Origin of the sequence: Sphingobacterium humi (assembly GCF_009768885.1) — a bacterium.
Lineage (GTDB): Bacteria > Bacteroidota > Bacteroidia > Sphingobacteriales > Sphingobacteriaceae > Sphingobacterium > Sphingobacterium humi.
This window is the reverse complement of record NZ_WSQA01000002.1, coordinates 321,563-339,411: the sequence shown is the minus strand read 5'-3', so window position 1 is coordinate 339,411 and position 17,849 is coordinate 321,563. Positions and strand designations below refer to the sequence as shown.

Annotated in this window: 13 protein-coding genes; 9 read left to right on the top strand and 4 right to left on the bottom strand. The window is 41.2% G+C overall.

From position 1 onward, the window contains the following. Positions 1 to 24: 24 nt before the first annotated feature. Together GQF63_RS03800 and GQF63_RS03795 are read left to right on the top strand one after the other, a co-directional pair. A complete protein-coding gene (locus tag GQF63_RS03800; RefSeq protein WP_212592456.1) occupies positions 25 to 1,866 on the top strand; it encodes a carbon starvation CstA family protein in 1,842 nt (613 codons plus the stop codon). Positions 1,867 to 1,886: 20 nt separating this feature from the next. Next, a complete protein-coding gene (locus tag GQF63_RS03795; RefSeq protein WP_160367780.1) occupies positions 1,887 to 2,276 on the top strand; it encodes a DUF1398 domain-containing protein in 390 nt (129 codons plus the stop codon). 84 nt (positions 2,277 to 2,360) lie between these two features. Here the strand turns inward: GQF63_RS03795 and katG are convergent, their stop codons facing one another. From katG to GQF63_RS03775, 4 genes are all read right to left on the bottom strand, one after another. Continuing rightward, the gene (gene katG / locus GQF63_RS03790; RefSeq protein WP_160367779.1) at positions 2,361 to 4,643 is read right to left on the bottom strand and encodes a catalase/peroxidase HPI; all 2,283 of its coding nucleotides are present in this window, start codon (positions 4,641 to 4,643) and stop codon (positions 2,361 to 2,363) included. A 248-nt stretch (positions 4,644 to 4,891) separates the two neighbouring features. After that, on the bottom strand, positions 4,892 to 5,284 hold the full coding sequence (locus GQF63_RS03785) for a barstar family protein (RefSeq protein WP_160367778.1): 393 nt from the start codon (positions 5,282 to 5,284) through the stop codon (positions 4,892 to 4,894). A gap of 444 nt (positions 5,285 to 5,728) precedes the next feature. Then, positions 5,729 to 7,315: a hypothetical protein gene (locus tag GQF63_RS03780; protein WP_160367777.1), complete on the bottom strand. Its 1,587-nt coding sequence runs from the start codon at positions 7,313 to 7,315 to the stop codon at positions 5,729 to 5,731. Positions 7,316 to 7,332: 17 nt separating this feature from the next. Next, a complete protein-coding gene (locus tag GQF63_RS03775) occupies positions 7,333 to 7,509 on the bottom strand; it encodes a hypothetical protein (protein WP_160367776.1) in 177 nt (58 codons plus the stop codon). Between the two features lie 284 nt (positions 7,510 to 7,793). On the opposite strand from GQF63_RS03775, the gene GQF63_RS03770 reads away from it, so the two are divergent. The 7 genes from GQF63_RS03770 (at position 7,794) to GQF63_RS03740 (ending at position 17,646) form a co-directional block, all read left to right on the top strand. Continuing rightward, the gene (locus tag GQF63_RS03770; protein ID WP_160367775.1) at positions 7,794 to 8,366 is read left to right on the top strand and encodes an RNA polymerase sigma factor; all 573 of its coding nucleotides are present in this window, start codon (positions 7,794 to 7,796) and stop codon (positions 8,364 to 8,366) included. A 159-nt stretch (positions 8,367 to 8,525) separates the two neighbouring features. Beyond that, the gene (locus GQF63_RS03765; protein WP_160367774.1) at positions 8,526 to 9,965 is read left to right on the top strand and encodes a TlpA family protein disulfide reductase; all 1,440 of its coding nucleotides are present in this window, start codon (positions 8,526 to 8,528) and stop codon (positions 9,963 to 9,965) included. A 59-nt stretch (positions 9,966 to 10,024) separates the two neighbouring features. Beyond that, the gene (locus GQF63_RS03760; RefSeq protein ID WP_160367773.1) at positions 10,025 to 10,276 is read left to right on the top strand and encodes a sigma factor-like helix-turn-helix DNA-binding protein; all 252 of its coding nucleotides are present in this window, start codon (positions 10,025 to 10,027) and stop codon (positions 10,274 to 10,276) included. A 153-nt stretch (positions 10,277 to 10,429) separates the two neighbouring features. Beyond that, complete coding sequence (locus GQF63_RS03755) at positions 10,430 to 10,990, top strand: RNA polymerase sigma factor (protein ID WP_160367772.1); 561 nt, start codon at positions 10,430 to 10,432, stop codon at positions 10,988 to 10,990. A gap of 46 nt (positions 10,991 to 11,036) precedes the next feature. Next, positions 11,037 to 12,197, top strand: a complete 1,161-nt coding sequence (locus GQF63_RS19920; protein ID WP_160367771.1) for a FecR domain-containing protein — start codon at positions 11,037 to 11,039, stop codon at positions 12,195 to 12,197. A gap of 165 nt (positions 12,198 to 12,362) precedes the next feature. After that, positions 12,363 to 15,869 (top strand): SusC/RagA family TonB-linked outer membrane protein, encoded by a 3,507-nt coding sequence (locus GQF63_RS03745; RefSeq protein ID WP_246163268.1) that lies wholly within the window; start codon positions 12,363 to 12,365, stop codon positions 15,867 to 15,869. An 88-nt stretch (positions 15,870 to 15,957) separates the two neighbouring features. Beyond that, positions 15,958 to 17,646 carry a RagB/SusD family nutrient uptake outer membrane protein gene (locus GQF63_RS03740; protein WP_246163266.1) on the top strand — a complete coding sequence of 563 codons (1,689 nt, stop codon included), beginning with the start codon at positions 15,958 to 15,960 and terminating at the stop codon, positions 17,644 to 17,646. Positions 17,647 to 17,849 lie beyond the last annotated feature (203 nt).

Genomic DNA, 17,849 nt, shown 5'->3' with positions numbered 1-17,849 from the left:
TAATTATACCTAAACACATACAATATGATTGATTTAAATGGAATCAATGCATTAACATTGATTTTCGCATCCTTACTTATTTTTGCTATTGCCTATCGCTTCTATGGAATCTTTCTTGCCAACAAGGTGTTGCGCCTGAATGCCAAGAACGTGACCCCGGCGGTTGAATTTGCCGACGGACAAGATTATGTAAAAACCGATAAGAAAGTGCTTTTTGGCCATCACTTTGCTGCTATTGCTGCAGCAGGGCCATTAGTAGGGCCGGTGTTGGCCGCTCAATTCGGATACCTGCCAGGTGCCCTTTGGATTCTTATTGGCTGTGTATTAGGTGGTGGTGTGCATGACATGGTGGTGCTGTTTGCATCTGTTCGCCATAAAGGGGAAAGTTTAGCAACCATTGCTTCCAAAGAGATTTCTAAACCTATCGGCACCATTGCAGGAATTGCCGTTTTGTTTATCTTGATTTTAACCCTAGCCGGGCTATCTCTAGCCTGTATATCGGCGATGCATGAAGCGCCTTGGTCTTTATTTACGATTATCCTGACCATGCCTATTGCCATTTTAATGGGCTTGATTATGCGCTATCGCGAGGGATCCGTGACTTTTGCCAGTATTCTAGGAGGGGTGCTTTTGATTGTAGGAATTATCTCCGGACATAACCTCATGGAGATGCCGGCTATTGCCAATCTATTCAATTGGAGTATAGGCACCATTTCCATTGCTATCGCTGTTTATGGTTTCTTTGCTTCCGTATTGCCTATTTGGTTGCTGTTGGTGCCGAGAGATTATCTTTCAACCTATTTGAAAATCGGAACCATCTTAATGCTGACCATCGGGATTATCTTCGTCGCACCTACGATCCAAATGCCTGCCTTAACCAACTTTGTGAATGGTGGAGGCCCCGTAATCGGAGGTCCTGTATTGCCCTTTATTTTTATTGTTATTGCCTGTGGAGCAATCTCTGGTTTTCACGCTATCATCGCTACAGGTACCACACCTAAAATGATTGGTAATGAGCGTGAAATACTTTTCGTTGGCTACGGTGCTATGTTGGTTGAGGGCTTTGTGGCATTGATGGCTTTAATTGCGGCATGTACCTTAATGCCGGGTGATTATTTCGCAATCAATACCCCTGCTGCTGCTTATGATCAATTCCTGGCGATGCACCCTGAGCTACATGCCGTAGATCTCCAGCATTTCATCGACCGCATTGGTATTGATTTGCACGGTAGAACCGGGGGAGCCGTTTCCTTAGCCGTCGGGATGGCCCATATTTTTGATAAGGTGCCGTTTATGGACGATGTGATGGCCTATTGGTATAACTTTGCCATTATGTTTGAGGCGGTCTTTATTTTAACGGCTATTGATGCCGGAACACGCGTTGGTCGTTTCTTTTTGCAGGAGATGTTAGGCTCGGTTATTCCAGCATTTAAAGATAAGAACTGGTGGCCTGGCGTTATTCTATGTTCGGCCTTATTTACCTTCTCCTGGGGCTATTTAGTGTATACAGGTAATGTTAGCAGTATATGGCCATTATTTGGTATCAGTAACCAATTATTAGCGGCCTGTGGTTTAATTGTATGTACCACCATGCTGATGCGCATGAACCGCAAGGGCTATGCCTTATGTGCTGCTATTCCGGGGGTATTTATGGCCATCATCACCTTTTGGGCGGGCTACTTACAAGTGAAAACCATTTACCTGCCTAATGAGCAATACCTATTGGCCAGTTTAGCTATTATTGCCATGCTCTTAATGGGTATAGTGTTTATAGGCACCTTTATTCGCTGGGCTGAATTGCTGAAAATCAAGGAGCTTAAGGTCGATGCTTTAGGTGAAGAGGTAAAGGAGTTGGTAGAACGTTAGCTATTAATATATAATTATTTATGTTTACAATAAGTCAAATAGAAGCGGCCCAAGCTAAGGTGCAAACAGGAGCAGATTTTCCGGCCTACCTGCACGATATCAAGCAGCTAGGCGTCATTGCCTTCACCTTTGAGGTTAGCTCTAGTCGAGAAACGTATATCGGAAATGAAGGCTTTCAAGTTAGTTCAGTGGCAAAATACGAGGAAATCAATATTGCTCCTGCGGTGAATGCTATACAGTTTCAGCGGGAGCTTAAGGAACACCAGGAAGGGAAGAGCGATTTTCCTTACTTCATTCAAATGTGTGCAGCACAAGGCATCGCTTCTTGGAAGGTTGATTTGTTAGCTCGCACCTGCTGTTATTACGATCTGCAAGGAGGCGAAGTCTTTATCGAGTTAATTCCGGCTTAAGGGCAGTCCATCAATAAGATATAATAAATAAAAAGGAGATGCACAATGCATCTCCTTTGTTTATGTAGCTGCTTTGCTAAGCTACTATTTTTTAAGATCGAAGCGATCGGCGTTCATTACTTTATGCCAAGCTGCTACGAAATCTTTGACAAATTTCTCTTGCGCATCGGCAGAGGCGTAAATTTCAGCCACGGCACGAAGTTCAGAGTTCGATCCGAACAATAAGTCGTTTCTCGTTCCGGTCCATTTATTAGCACCCGTTTTACGGTCTTTACCTTGGTAAAGTTCCTTATCTGGAGATATCGCTTCCCAGCTGGTGTTCATATCCAATAAATTCACGAGGAAATCGTTGGTCAATTGACCCGGTCTATCGGTGAATACGCCATGTTTAGAACCGTCATAGTTGGTTTCTAATACACGCATACCTGCCAATAAAACAACCAATTCAGGAGGCGTGAGGGCTAATAATTGCGCTTTATCAATTAATAATTCCTCGGTAGAGACGGTGTACTGTCTTTTCTTATAATTTCTAAATCCATCAGCTATAGGCTCTAGGTAATTTACCGATTCAATATCGGTTTGTTCCTGGGTAGCATCCATGCGTCCCGGGGTAAAAGGCACAGTAATCGTAGTACCGGCTTTTTTCGCTGCTTCTACAACGGCAGCACATCCACCTAAAACAATTAAATCGGCAAGAGATACTTGCTTTCCATTGCTTTGCGCCTGATTAAACTCTGCCTGAATACCTTTCAGAGTCGCTAGAACTTTTTGCAATTGCGCCGGATTATTCACTGCCCAGTCTTTTTGCGGAGCAAGTTGAATACGCGCACCATTGGCACCACCACGTTTGTCAGAAGCACGGAAGGTAGAGGCCGAAGCCCATGCTGTTGTTACCAGTTCAGCGATACTTAATCCAGATGATAAAAGCTTGGTTTTTAATGCAGCAACATCATCCGCATCAATTAAAGGATGATTTACTTCCGGAATAGGATCTTGCCAGATTAATTCCTCGCTAGGCACTTCTGGTCCTAAATAGCGAGAGCTTGGCCCCATATCCCGGTGGGTTAATTTAAACCAAGCGCGAGCGAAGGCGTCCGCAAAGATATCCGGGTTTTCATAGAAATGACGTGATATTTTTCCGAATTCCGGATCCATGCGTAGGGTAAGATCGGTTGTTAACATCGTAGGACGTTGTTTTTTAGTGCTATCGAAAGCATGAGGAATAATATCACCGGCATCTTTAGCTACCCATTGATGAGCACCAGCCGGGCTTTTTGTTAATTCCCACTCATAGCCAAATAGATTTTCAAAGAAGTTATTGCTCCATTTTGTTGGCGTTGTTGTCCAGGTTACTTCCAGTCCACTGGTAATGGCATCAGCACCGGCACCAGAACCATAGCTATTGCGCCAGCCTAAGCCTTGCATTTCCATATCGGCTGCTTCTGGTTCTTTGCCCACATGGTCTGCAGGTGCAGCACCGTGTGTTTTTCCGAAGGCATGTCCACCAGCAATTAAGGCTACGGTTTCTTCGTCGTTCATAGCCATTCTGCCGAAGGTATCACGTATATCTTGGGCGGCAGCTAAGGGATCGGGGTTACCATCTGGACCTTCAGGGTTTACATAGATTAAGCCCATTTGTACGGCAGCTAGTGGATTCTCCAGGTCGCGGGAGTGCATTTGTCCGTCGGCATCATCGTCTGATGATACGACGCCGTGTGCTTCAACAACACCCTCAGATCCTTTTCCATAGCGCAGATCACCACCTAACCAGGTTTTTTCCGAGCCCCAATATACATCCAATTCCGGCTCGAATACATCTTCGCGTCCGCCTGCAAATCCAAAGGTTTTAAAGCCCATGGTTTCCAGGGCCACGTTGCCCGTCAGGATGAGTAAATCGGCCCAAGAAATCTTCTTGCCGTATTTCTGTTTTATAGGCCATAATAAGCGACGTGCCTTATCTAAGCTTACGTTGTCGGGCCAGCTGTTTAGTGGGGCAAAGCGTTGCTGTCCGGCGCCGGCACCACCACGTCCGTCACCTACGCGGTAGGTTCCGGCGCTGTGCCAAGCCATGCGGATAAATAGGGGGCCATAGTGACCAAAGTCGGCCGGCCACCAATCTTGCGAGTCGGTCATTAAATCTGCCAAATCTTGCTTTAGGGCAGCATAGTCAAGGCTCTTAAATTCCTTGGCATAATCAAAGCCATCATCCATCGGATTTGAGAGGTTAGATTGCTGCCGTAGCAATTCAATCTTCAGTCGGTTTGGCCACCATTCCTGATTGGAAGTGCCATCGCCGGCAACCTTGATTTTGTTCATTTTCCCATTGTGAAATGGGCATTTGCTGATGTCGTTAGATCCGTTTTCCATTTGTGTAAGTTTGAATAGTGTTCTATATATCAGATTCCTTTATTTTGCTGATTATAAGTAAGATATATAGGTGAAAAGCGCGCTGTTATTTATCTTATTCTAAAAGTACCAAAAAGAATGTAAAGAATGGTTATAAATACCGCTTAAAGTATAGAAAATGTCTATTGATATTTTAGATGTAAAATAGAGAATGTCTATAAGCTTGATTTATTGCAAATCAAGGCATATCGCCTGGGGGAGGCGAAGGATTAGGCTTTTACAAATTCAATTTGCCGATGTTCGGCAATCATTTCCAAAATGATTTCTATATAGGTTTGCCCTTTATTATTACGGAGCTCATCTAGCCGTTCCTGGATGATAGTTGCGTCAAATAATTCGGGATGCTGTAGTTTTTGTTGATAGAAGTCGATGGTGAACTCCCGGCCCAGCTGCGCTGCGCTTTCTTCAAAATTCTTCCAGGTAAGCAGAATAGGCTCATTCCCTTTAATCACACCCACGCCGCCATAAAGAATATCATTAAAGGCGTCCAAACTTTCGCCAATTTCCCAGTCTTCACCTTGCATAAATTTGCGATTCAACTCCTCGAATAGGGTCTTTTTATCGCTGATGCGGCTGCCGTCAATTACAATTTCCTTCTTCATGATAGAAGTCGGTGCAAAAAACAAACCAAAGTGTATTGATTTCGACTTTATTTAGCCTTTTGCAATGGCTTATCTTTCCCCTTGTTGCCCCCTTTGCAAAGGGGATTGATACGGGTGAGAAAGGGGAGAGCAAGGGGAGAGAAAGGGGGGACGTCTATTTGATGTCTTGCTGTAAGCGCTTTGTCATCGCTTTCTCATCGATTTGTACTACGATGTAGCAAGTATTGTCATCGTGAGCGGAGTCGAACGACTGGTACGTCAATACAGTCGTTCAGTTAAACTACAGTGACATGTTTTTGTAAAATATTGTTAATAAAGGTGTTAAGCATAATTGATCGCACTGACGTACCAGTCGTTCGACTCCGCTCACGATGACAGCACGATGACAGCACGATGACAGCGCGAAGACAGCACAATAACAAACCGCTCAAAACAATCCCCCCCTTATCGGTTTCTAACGCATTTTACTAGCAAGCCATACTTCCGCCATTCCTTACTGATGTTAGTACTTCCATAGTTTGCGCCTCCGGTGGATTTCACTTCAAAGGTTGGAGCGGATAAGGTTTTCGTAGCTGCTGATGTCCAATACGAGCCATCGCCATGCATATAAACATTGCAGGTGCTGTGTTTATCACGGCCGCCTTGGTGGAAGTAAAGTTTCTCGCCATCATTGGTATCAAAAGAAATGGCGCCATTTGATGCTGTTGCCACATTTAAGGTGCTGAATTCAGCCTGCGTTGGTGTTCTCCAGGTATTTTTCGGTAATACTTCTCCGCAAGGGTCGCCAGGTCTGCTGGTGATCGTCCCGGTTTGAGGCCGTGGCAGTAAGGAATTCCAGTTCCAATAGAAATTGCAAGCGTGTTCGGTTTTTGCAGTGAATACTTCAGATATTTTATATAGATGGCCATTGGGGTCGGTGCCATCATAGTACAGTTCCCCTTCGGCCCATTCCAGCGTACCGATAATTCCACCTTTGTATTTAACCATGATTTTCCCGCGTTTCTTGGTTGTGATATCGTTGGTAAAGCCTGGTATTTCTGCCATCACAGGCGATGTAGGCTCAATTAAGCTGATGGATTGGCCGGTTTTATCTATTACAAGCTGTTGTATTTCTATTTGCATAGAGGCAAAAGCAGAGGTGGTGTAAATGTTATTTGTTGATAATTTCACAACGGTAGACCAGTCATTGACGAAATCAATAGGTACATCGATGTTGCTGGCGCTTATTGGATTTCCGGTTATGCTGGCATTTTTCAATGAAAAATAATGGCTTGTCACAGGTACTTGAACAAAAGATGCCGATAGGTTGAGGATGTAATTGGCAAACACCTCGGAAGCATCCAACTTCGCTTCAATTTTTGCGATTTGATGTTCAAATTCGATGTTTATGTTATTGTTACCAAATTCAGTGGGTGTAATCGTCCCACGGGCAAATAACAAGGGGGCATCTGTTTTTGTTGGAATTTCAGGCTGTTGCAAATCCGCAGGCAAAGGAATGCTTTGCACATCGTCGTAAGAATAGGCATACCAATTATAAGGCGTGTTTTTGACGAGGGTAACTTCAAAACGACTGCTAGAGCTGGTTATCTCGGCCGTCTCTCGGTATATTTCTTGGCCGCCACTGAGTTGATAGAAAAGGATCCTATATTTTTTTCCGTGCTCCATGCTGCTGTTTCCATTTAAGAAAGCTACTGGAGCTGCTTTTGCCAGCTTTGCAGATGGATTTGCGGGCGCAACGGCCCCCGTCCCAGCCATGACCGCTATGGAAAAACCGCCTAGGTCAATGCTGCTTGTTAAATCTATAGCCTTTGCTGATCTTGCGGTCATGCCTTTGGCAGATTGTGCAGTTCGTAGTTTGCTTCCTAAATTTTGTTCTTTAATGCCGATGACTTGCAAGCTGACCTTGGATGGGTCCTTACTTGTTGGGGAATTATCTTCCTGTTTACAGGCACTGAATACGATGATGCTAAGCAACAAGGTTAGCATAATAGGTTTGAAAGAAAGATTTAAAGCTGTTGTTATGATTTTCATGATGAGTGTAAGAGGATCTAAAATTCAATTTCAAAAATATTTTCTTCCAAAGGCTGTTCTTTAATTCCGGGTTCACCTGTGCTGTCGCCACCTAAGGAAACATTGGAGCCTGCAGCAATGCCCTGTTCCATCTCAATTTCTACTTTGTAAATTTTGGGGCTGTGATAACTTCGTTTTTTGTTTTTAGACATCATTAATTTTTATGTTAGGTAGTGTTTTATTGTTATGATTCTACTAGGATAGACTCCTTTGGTAAGTGCTTTGTCCCGGTGGAAAATGACAATTAATTAAAAACAAGTTAACGCTTGTTTTTATGTAGGTTTTGTACTACATAAAATAAACCTTATGTTATTTTGATGAATTATTACTTATACATTCGATTGAAAATTAATCACTGATTACACTATCGTATTAATAAATAATTTAAGGAGAGTCGTAGTTCTAAGCTGGAAGAATTACGGTTGTTAATACATTTGTCATGTCTCATTGTTATGAAGATCTTTCGGAGGAAGATCTTTTCCAGCTTGTGAAAAAAGGTGATCATCAGGCCTTTGCCTGCTTGTATAAAGCCTATGTTATGCCCTTAACCAGCTATGCCAGTAAAAAGTTGACCGTAGAGCTTGCTGCCGATTGTGTGCACGATGTGTTCAGTAACCTGTGGTTGAAGAGAGATTCCATTCGCATACAGCTCCGCTTTTCAAATTATATCTACGGTGCCCTAAAAAATAGAATTTACGACCAATTAATGAAAAGCAATAACGCTATTTTCTATATTGATCATTTAGACGACTTATTTGATTTGTATACCAAGAATACAACCGACTATAAGGCACGTCTTTATTTTTTAAACCAATCCGTTAAAGAAGTGCTGGATGGTTTTGGGAAGGATGCCTACCTGCTTTTTAAATTATACTTAAAAGGCTATAAGAATGAGGAGATTGCATTTCGGTTAGGGATTGCGGAAAAGACCGTGCGGAATAAGAAAGCCATGATACTAAAGTTTCTGAAGGAAGGCTTGCTGAAAAGGGGATTTCGGAGGAGGAAGATTTAATTATGTTGCTATTAATTATTAAATATAGGATTTTATGTAATTCTTTAAATCTTTCTAAAATTAAAAGAAGTAAAAGCGAAGTGTTGTTTTTCATTTTATCGTTTTCAAAAAATGCTATATTGTATTCGTATAGTCTAGTCTACCTGTAACTTAATAATTATGAAATTCTTTTTCCTTACTTTAACTTTATGTTTTTACTTCTTAGGTTCCCAACAAGCGATAGGGCAAAAAAAGGAAGAAATTAGCTACAGTACTATTTTATTTCAATTACGGGGAAGTTATCCGAAGAATTTTAGCCCAGAGGCATTTGGAAGGGGAAATGCGCTCGAAGGGCAAAGTTTATTGAAACTAGAAAAATTAAACGATTCTACTTATTACTCGGCCTTCCTTAATCCAGTTATATCAAATTATTTTCTGACTTTAAATAAAGAGTATTTTTCTTCCTATATAGAACCCAATAAAACCGATACAATAAAAGTTGTTTTCGATATGAACAATAAAGTTAAAGTGGAATATTATGGCGACTATAAAACGCTGTTTCTCAATTCAGATCAGTATGCAAAAATTATGAAGAATATCTTTTTTATCAATAAGGAAGTGGATACATGGTCTAGGAAGAATTTTAATTTAAAAAATGTAAACGAATTAGTGGAGTACATCAGGGAAAGAACGGCTAAAAAGAATAATTATTTATATTCAATTGCAGATGATCCGATGGTTCGTTCGGTAGGAAAGGAAGTGATTGATATTTCAGAGATGACATATGCGATGGGTATGACTGAGGTGTTAACTAAAGACGCTATGCAAGAAAATAGATTTGCATTTTATCGAACAATTTTCCAAAATAGAGCGGGTTTATTTAACATGAATAGACCAATGTCGGAAATTGTTTTTAGGAAATTGTTAAATGATTCTATTCTTAATCTACCAAATATAGTAGAGGTCGGTCCATATAAGTACCAGGACTATTTGGATAAAATATTTGGAAATAGTTTGGGTAAATACAGGAAAGATTTTTTTGAACACTTAATCGCAGTTGCATATTTAGAACAATTGGTTGGTGGTCGAACCTTTTCGCCTATTCAACAATTTGACATTTTAAGTTATTTCGATAGCAATATGTATAAGACATTTCTTATTCGCAAAAGTGATCTCAATTCGTCTGTGCCAATTTCTAAAAATATTAATTATCTGCCGTTTGATGCTAAAAACGACGATGTATTCAATAGTATTGTTTCTAAATACAAAAATAAGGTAATATTAATAGATTATTGGGCGACTTGGTGTGGACCTTGTATTACCTCATTTGAAACAATAAAACCCCTTAAGGAAAAATATAAAGACAACAAAGATGTCATTTTCCTATATCTAACTGATGAAACTTCGAATTATGATTTATGGAAAAGTTATACAGAAAAATTGTCTGGAGAGCATTATTATATCACAGAAGCGCAGCTTAAATTAATTTTCGAAAGAAATAAGATGAATGCAATTCCGCATTATATGTTGGTCGATAGAAACGGTACAATTAAATATTCAGAAACCTTTCCGAAAGAACTCTATAAAACCCTTGATAGCTGGATAGGGTCTTGTCTTTAAGACATTTAAAAATGTAGGGTTTTATTTTCTATATTGATCATTTAGACGACTTATTTGATTTGTATACCAAGAATACAACCGACTATAAGGCACGTCTTTATTTTTTAAACCAAACCGTTAAAGAGGTTCTGGATGGTTTTGGGAAGGATGCCTACGTGCTGTTTAAATTATACTTAAAAGGCTATAAGAATGAGGAGATTGCATTTCGGTTAGGGATTGCAGAAAAGACAGTGCGGAATAAGAAAGCCATGATACTGAAGTTTCTGAAGGAAGGCTTGCTGAAGAGGGGATTTCGAAGGAGGAAGTATTAATTATGTTGCTATTAATTAATTATTAAATATAGGAAATTTTGTAATTTTATAGTAGCTTCGATCTGCCTATAGAGAAGATAACCAATTTGTTTAAACGCAGATTTATTTACTGGAAATTCTTTACCTGTATAATTTTTCAACAGCAGCATGTCTATGAACAAGCATATGTATTTAAAGCTAAAGGAAGGTGATTTAGACGCTTTTCAATTTGTTTTTAATGCATATAGTGCAGGGGTATATAATTTGGCTTTCCGCATTTTAAAAAATAAGGAGAGTGCCGAAGAAATTGTGCAGGAAACCTTCTTAAAAGTGTGGACTTATCGTGCGAGTTTATGTGAGGATAAGGATATTTGGCCTTTTATTTATGTGATGGCAAAGCGATTATGTTACAATCAATTGCGGAGTATTAAATACAATGAAGAGGCACAAAACGAGTTGTTACATCAAATGTCATCCTTATCTGAAAGTATACATTCGAATATGATCGATATACAGCAAGTCCTGAAGGAATCGGTGGATCAACTACCTGTGCGGCAGCGGCAGGTCTGGATTATGAGCCGGGAGGAGGGGAAGTCGCATCGTGAAATTGCTGATGAGCTAGGTATTTCCCAAAATACCGTGAAAAATAGCATTGTTCAAACCTTGAAAATACTGCGAACCGCGTTTAGAGAGGCTGATTTAATTTATTTTATCTTTTTTTTATTTTTCCTATAGTCCCTTCCTTTGTTTCGTGTGTACATAGAGTAATAACCCTAAAATTGTGCAACAGGAACGATTCATTTATTTAAACGCTAAATTTTTAAATAACAGCATTTCTAAAGAGGAACTGCAGGAATACCTTCTTATGCTTGAAGCGCATGAGGAATTATTCTATGAATCATTAGATGGTTATGAGTTATTTCCTGCTGAACCTTCCTTTCAAAAGCAGGCCTTGTATGAAAAACTCATGCAGGAAAAGCGGATTGCAAATGTTCCTCAAGTAGGTTTTTTCCGAAGGTATGCGCGCTGGCTCGCCGCGGCATGTGTATTATTCGTGGGAGTAGGAACTTCAATATTGATTTTTAAAGAGAATCCGCCTGTTGTTGAACTCGTACAGCAAAAAGATAAGCAAAATAGCTTACAACCTATACCTGCGGCGAGCAGTGCCATTACGCTTGCTGATGGAACAGGGTTAGACTTTACAGATATTGCACAAGAGGAGCTTCATTATAATGGTATTACCTTATCAAAAATAGGCCAAAATTTAATTAAGCTGGTTATGGAACCGCATGATCTACCCTCAGGCTTAAAGTTTCATGAATTTAAAGCACCTAAGGGCAGGAGCTACAGTCTGTTACTGCCTGATGGCACGAAAGTTCAGCTGAATTCAGGTTCTACCTTAAAAGTGAAGACAGATTTCAATTTACATGATCGTCGCTGTGAGTTAAGCGGAGAGGCTTATTTTGCCGTAGTCTCGGAAAAGGAAAAGCCGTTTTATGTCCAGACCCATCGTTGTGCGGTGAAAGTTTTGGGTACCGAATTCAACGTGAAAGCGTATCCATCTTCAGGGCTTACCCAAACTAGTTTAGTTCGTGGTAAGGTGGAAGTGCACACAGCAAAGCAACAACAGTTTATTGCACCTGGCGAGCAAATTCAAGTAGATAAAGCTGGGGATATGCAGAAAGGGAAGGCTAATTTTCGGGAAGTATTAGCTTGGCGCGACGGTTATTTCCGATTTACAAATGCGCATCTCGATGATATTCTTCAAGATATTATAAGCTGGTATGACATCGATGCTGTTGTCTATCAAACCCATATCAATAAGCGATTTTCAGGTTCTATTCTCCGGAGTAGGAGCTTAACGGATGTATTAAAAGCCATGGAAAAAATGGCAGACCTAAAATTTGAAATTAAAGAAAGGAGGATTTTCGTTAGCGAGTAATTCTAATTAAAAAAACTATACGGAAGCGCGGCCACGCTTCCGCATAAAAAAGTATGGATAAAGTCCTTCATAACAACAAATTATTTACCCTATACGTATCAAATGTATTATTTTTTTACTAGATATCCCTATTTTTCAAAAAGAGGGGTATGCAAACTATTAGTCATGATGAAACTGGTTTCGATGTTTCTTCTGGGAACCATGTTGCATGTTAGTGCGTCTACCTTGGGGCAAAAGATTTCGCTGCGTGTTAAGCAAGCAACATTGCAGGAGATTCTTCAAGACATTCAGGTACAAACCAATTATGATTTTTTATATAGTGAGTCGGAATTCCGTTCCTTTGGAAAAGTTGATGCTTCCTTTACCAATAAGGATCTTCAACTTGTCCTCCAAAAGATTTTAACCCCACAAGGCTTGGTTTATTTTTTGGATAACCAAATGGTGCTGATTAAATCGCGCGATGAATTGCTCGCTCAAATGGCGCAAAACCAACAAGTGATTGAAGGCTATGTAAAAGATGAACAAGGGCACCCTATTTCCGGAGCCTCCATCAGTTTACAAAATAGCAACCTAGCAACAGCAACCGATAGTCAAGGATATTTTAAGTTGGTTAGTCCGGATGCTGCGCCACGTATTATCGTTTCAGCCTTGGGCTATGAGAGCCAGACGATACCTATAAGTTCCACTAAGAGCCTGCAGATTGTATTGAAAGAGGCCATTTCTGATTTGGATGAGGTTATTGTGGTGGGCTATGGGCAACAGAAACGCGCGAATTTAACAGGTGCCGTTTCGCAGGTAAATGCCTCCGATATTGCCCTCCGTCCGGATGCTAACATTGCCAGTACGCTACAAGGTTTGATGCCGGGATTGAATATTCAGATGAATGATGGCGATCCTGCAGCTACACCGGATATCAATGTACGTGGCTTTAATTCCATCAATGGAGGTAGCCCATTAATTTTAATCGATGGTATTGAAGGGAATATCACCCGGGTGAATCCGAATGATATTGAAAGTGTAACGGTATTGAAAGATGCTTCTTCAGCCTCTATTTATGGTGCACGCGGAGCATTCGGTGTAATTTTAATAACCACCAAAACCGGAAAAGCGGGTACTACCTCAATCAGCTATACCAATAATTTTGGTTGGACAAGCCCGACTGCCCGTACCGATTATATTTCGGATCCTTATGTGTATGGGAAAACGGTAGATGCGGCCTTATATGGCTATAATGGCACCTCATACACCAATTATAACGATGAAGATTGGGAAAAGATCAAGAAAGTGGCTAGCGGGGAACTGGCTCCATTTCATGAGCTGCAAGCAGATGGCACCAATAAATTCTTCTATAAATCGAATTGGTGGGATCATCTGTTTAAGAAGAATCAAGGTTCAAACTTCCATAATATCGCCATTTCAGGGGGTTCTGATAAGTTGAAAGGCTATTTGTCGGGTCGCCTCTTTAAACGAGAAAGCATTAATAACATAAATGATGACGCCAATATGGACCGTCAGAATTTAAAAGCCAATGTTGTTTTTACGCCGTATAAATGGTTAGAGCTTTCCAATAATGTGCAATTTATCAATGAAAAAGATAAGGATTATGGGGGCTATGCGAATGGTTTCGGAGGTCTGTGGAGTACCACCACCTGGTACCACTTAATGGCATTTTACCCAATTATGGTTGACGGTATTCCAACGGACATAGGAACCGGAACCGGAGGGCAGGGAGGAAGTGCAGGCTTATATTCCGGGAAAACTTGGCGCTTATATGATACCGACGAACTGACCAATACCTTTCGTGCGGTTGTCAAACCCATTGAAGGCTTGCAAGTAAATTTTGATTACAGCCACCGCTTAGAATATACTGCGCAGAATTTTCGCTTAAATCCTTTTGAGCATTATTCGGGGAACCGACTAAAGCTTACGACGAAAGGCTTAAATCGCTTGTCGGAATTCAGATGGAAGGATAAATACGATGCGTTAAACTTATTTGCAACCTATACAAAAAGTCTCAATCAGTATGGAAATATTAAGGTTTTGGCCGGGTTTAACCAAGAGTTTTTCGATCGTGATCGTGTTGCTGCCACTGTAGATGGGTTATTGATTGAAGACTTAGCGAATCTGTCATTAGGTACGGTGATGAACAACATTAACGGTTCGGCAACCAATTGGGCGGTACAAGGCTATTTCGGGCGTTTGAATTATGATTACGACAACAAATACCTGTTGGAATTGAATGCGCGCTACGATGGTTCTTCCCGCTTTCCGAAAGAAAGCCGTTGGGGCTTATTTCCTTCTATATCTGCCGGATGGCAAATTGATCGAGAATCTTTTTGGCAGCCACTAAAACCTTATGTAAGCTCCTTCAAGGTGAGGGGTTCCTTTGGAAAATTAGGTAACCAAACCGTGGGCGTCAATACCTTTAAAGAACTTATGAATGTGGGGGTATCTAATTGGTTGGATGGAGGCACAAAGTTGAACTTTGCTTCCATGCCGGGGCCATTGCCAACGGTTGTTACTTGGGAATCTACCGAAACGGTAAACGTGGGTGCTGACCTGGGTTTTCTTGGCAACAAGTTGTTTGTGAATGCCGATTGGTTTCGGAAAAACGTTCAAGGTATGTATTTACCAGGGGAACCCTTGCCAGCGGTTTTTGGTGCGAATGAGCCGAAGGAAAATTATGCCGGCTTGCGGAATGAGGGCTTTGAAATTGGCCTGAGTTATCAAGATAAATTTGAGGTTGCAGGCGCTCCATTACATTTTAGTGCCACGGCAAGTCTGTCTAATTTCAAAGGAACGATTACCCGATATAATAATCCCAATGGTTTACTAAGCTCGTATTATGAAGGGCAGGAGTTAGGGGAGATTTGGGGTTATCATATCGATGGACAATTCAAGACCGATGAAGAGGCCTTGGCTTACCAAAACTCCTTTACTAATCCGCGCAATAACCTTTCCTTGGTTTACAACGATATTTTAAATGTGATGCAAAATAGTGAATGGAACCATTTACGTGCAGGCGATGTTAAATATATCGATGTGAATAAAGACGGAAGAATCGATAAAGGCGATAATACCTTAGAAAAACATGGGGATCTTTCGCGAATTGGTAATTCCATGCCTCAATTTCCATTTGGGCTAAATTTAAACATGCGCTGGAAGGCTTTTGATATGGCCCTAGCTGTTGCAGGCGTTGCTCACCAAGATTGGTATCCGACAGGCGATTTGTATTGGGGTTCTTACCAGCGTCCTTATCTTTCCTTTTTGCGCAAAGACTTAGTGGATCAAGCTTGGACAGCGGATAAGCCGAATAATCCTTATCCGCAGATTTATAGAGGCTATTCTTCCTTACAAGGAGGACGTTCTTTAAATGAGCTGAACGATTATTATTTAACGAATGTAGGCTATTTGAGGCTTCGGAACTTCACTTTTGGCTACACGTTGCCGCAATCGCTAACCCAGCGCGTTAAAGTAGATAAACTTCGTCTGTTTTTTAGCGGTGAAAACATCCTGACCTGGAGTTTTGGAAATCTAACCAAGTATTTAGATCCGGAGCAAGCGGGTTCTGCGGTCGATTATTCATCACCGGAAACAGTGGATGATCGTGGTGATCTGCGGTCTTATCCGATGGGTAAAACGATCTCCTTTGGCGTTATGTTAACTCTTTAATTGCAGAAAAATGAAATTGATAAAATGTACCCCATATATGCTTTTGTGTGCAAGCTTCATTATGCTTGCGTCATGTAATAAAGATTTTTTGGAACGCCCTGCGGAAGATCAGGTGGAAGCGCCCTACTTTTTTAATACAGCAAAAGATTTAGAAGTGGCCAGTAACGACTTCTATACCATGTTATTAACCACGGAAGTGTATGCTGATGATGCCAGTTCGGATAATATCATGCCCTTAAATCCGGCGAACCGGGTAAAAGGAAATCGGATTATTCCTGTGACGAGTGGTTCCGGCGGATGGGCCTGGGGCAACTTGCGGAAAATAAATTACTTCCTAGCGAATTACCATAAAGTATCCGATCAAGCGGCTCGGGAAAAATACAGTGGAATTGCGCGTTTTTTTCGAGCTTATTTCTACTACGATAAAGTGAAGACTTTTGGAGATGTGCCTTGGTATGGCAAGGTATTGGATGCCAAGGATCCGGACTTGTATAAACCTCGGGACTCCCGAGTTTTGGTGATGGACTCGGTATTAGCGGATTTAGATTATGCCATTCAGTATATTCCGAAGGAGAAGAAATTGAATTTAATAACGAAATATACGGCCTTGCTCTTGAAAGCCAGGGTAGCTCTTTTTGAAGGGACTTTTCGAAAATACCATCAAATTCCAGGACATGAGAAGTTTTTGAATGAGGCGGTGAAGGCCAGTAATGAACTGATGAGCCTTGGCGGATATACCTTGTTTACCGACGGGGGACCTCAAGCATCTTATCGGAATTTATTTGCCAGGGACAAGCAAGATGCCGTGGAAACGATATTAGCCGTTGATTATGAATTGGGATTAAAGGTGCATAGTACCGCCAATACCTTTACTTCGCCTACTCTTGGCGCCTATGGGATGATGAAGGATATGGTGAATAGCTATTTAATGGCGGATGGTTCTCGTTTCACCGATCGTGCAAATTACAAAACGTTTTCTTTCTATGATGAAATGCAACAGCGGGATCCTCGTCTGACACAAACTACGGCTGGTCCTGATTTCCGGGTGAACGGAGAAACCAAGAACGAGCCTGTCATCTTAAATTTAACAACCACAGGTTACCGACTTATCAAAGCCTTGCCAAATCGTGCTCAATGGGCTAGTGGTGCCTCTGTATTTGATATTATCTTATTCCGTTATGCCGAAGCCTTATTGGTATTTGCGGAAGCGAAGGCTGAATTGGGCACCCTGACCCAGAGTGATCTGGATCAATCGATTAACAAGTTGCGTACGCGAGCAGGGATGCCTCCTTTAAATTTGGCCAATGCAAACAGCAATCCTGATCCGTTCTTAGTGGATATGTATCCGCATGTTGGATCAGCCAATAGGGGCGTTATCTTAGAAATTCGGCGAGAACGACGGATAGAATTATTTAATGAGGGCCAACGTTGGGATGATTTAATGCGCTGGAAGGAGGGAACGAAGCTTACAAAACCGATGGTTGGCGTTTATTTCTCTGGCTTAGGGGCGCATGATTGGACAGGAGATGGGCAAGCCGATGTGTTTCTACATAGCGGTAGTACAGCAGGTGCACCATCGTCTGTTACGTCCATGATCAACATCAAACAAAGAACTTTACGGGATCCGATTACTGGTCAACAAAAGGCAAATGCCGGGAATTTAGATCCCTTTCCTCAGAATGGAATTTTTGAAGAAGGTAGGGATTATTTCTCACCGATTCCTTTGGAAGATCTTGTGTTAAATAAAAATCTGGTTCAAAATCCGGGATGGGAATAGTTTGCGCCCAATTCCGGTAGTGGAATCAAAAAATGGGGGGTATGTAACTTGATACTACCTGGAAGGCTCATCGTGATGGTGGGCCTTTTTATTTTCTTATGGTTTTAATATATTGTATGTAAATGGGGATGTACTTAACAACGGATGGAAGTAATCCAGACCAATATATAGGACAAAAATGGATTAATGTTAAATAATCACAA

What these genes read in the sequence shown, in the direction of transcription:
- GQF63_RS03800 (WP_212592456.1), top strand. Translation starts at nt 25, where the DNA reads ATGATTGATTTAAATGGAATCAATGCATTAACATTGATTTTCGCATCC.
- GQF63_RS03795 (WP_160367780.1), top strand. Translation starts at nt 1,887, where the DNA reads ATGTTTACAATAAGTCAAATAGAAGCGGCCCAAGCTAAGGTGCAAACA.
- katG (WP_160367779.1), bottom strand. Translation starts at nt 4,643, where the DNA reads ATGGAAAACGGATCTAACGACATCAGCAAATGCCCATTTCACAATGGG.
- GQF63_RS03785 (WP_160367778.1), bottom strand. Translation starts at nt 5,284, where the DNA reads ATGAAGAAGGAAATTGTAATTGACGGCAGCCGCATCAGCGATAAAAAG.
- GQF63_RS03780 (WP_160367777.1), bottom strand. Translation starts at nt 7,315, where the DNA reads ATGAAAATCATAACAACAGCTTTAAATCTTTCTTTCAAACCTATTATG.
- GQF63_RS03775 (WP_160367776.1), bottom strand. Translation starts at nt 7,509, where the DNA reads ATGATGTCTAAAAACAAAAAACGAAGTTATCACAGCCCCAAAATTTAC.
- GQF63_RS03770 (WP_160367775.1), top strand. Translation starts at nt 7,794, where the DNA reads ATGTCTCATTGTTATGAAGATCTTTCGGAGGAAGATCTTTTCCAGCTT.
- GQF63_RS03765 (WP_160367774.1), top strand. Translation starts at nt 8,526, where the DNA reads ATGAAATTCTTTTTCCTTACTTTAACTTTATGTTTTTACTTCTTAGGT.
- GQF63_RS03755 (WP_160367772.1), top strand. Translation starts at nt 10,430, where the DNA reads ATGAACAAGCATATGTATTTAAAGCTAAAGGAAGGTGATTTAGACGCT.
- GQF63_RS03745 (WP_246163268.1), top strand. Translation starts at nt 12,363, where the DNA reads ATGATGAAACTGGTTTCGATGTTTCTTCTGGGAACCATGTTGCATGTT.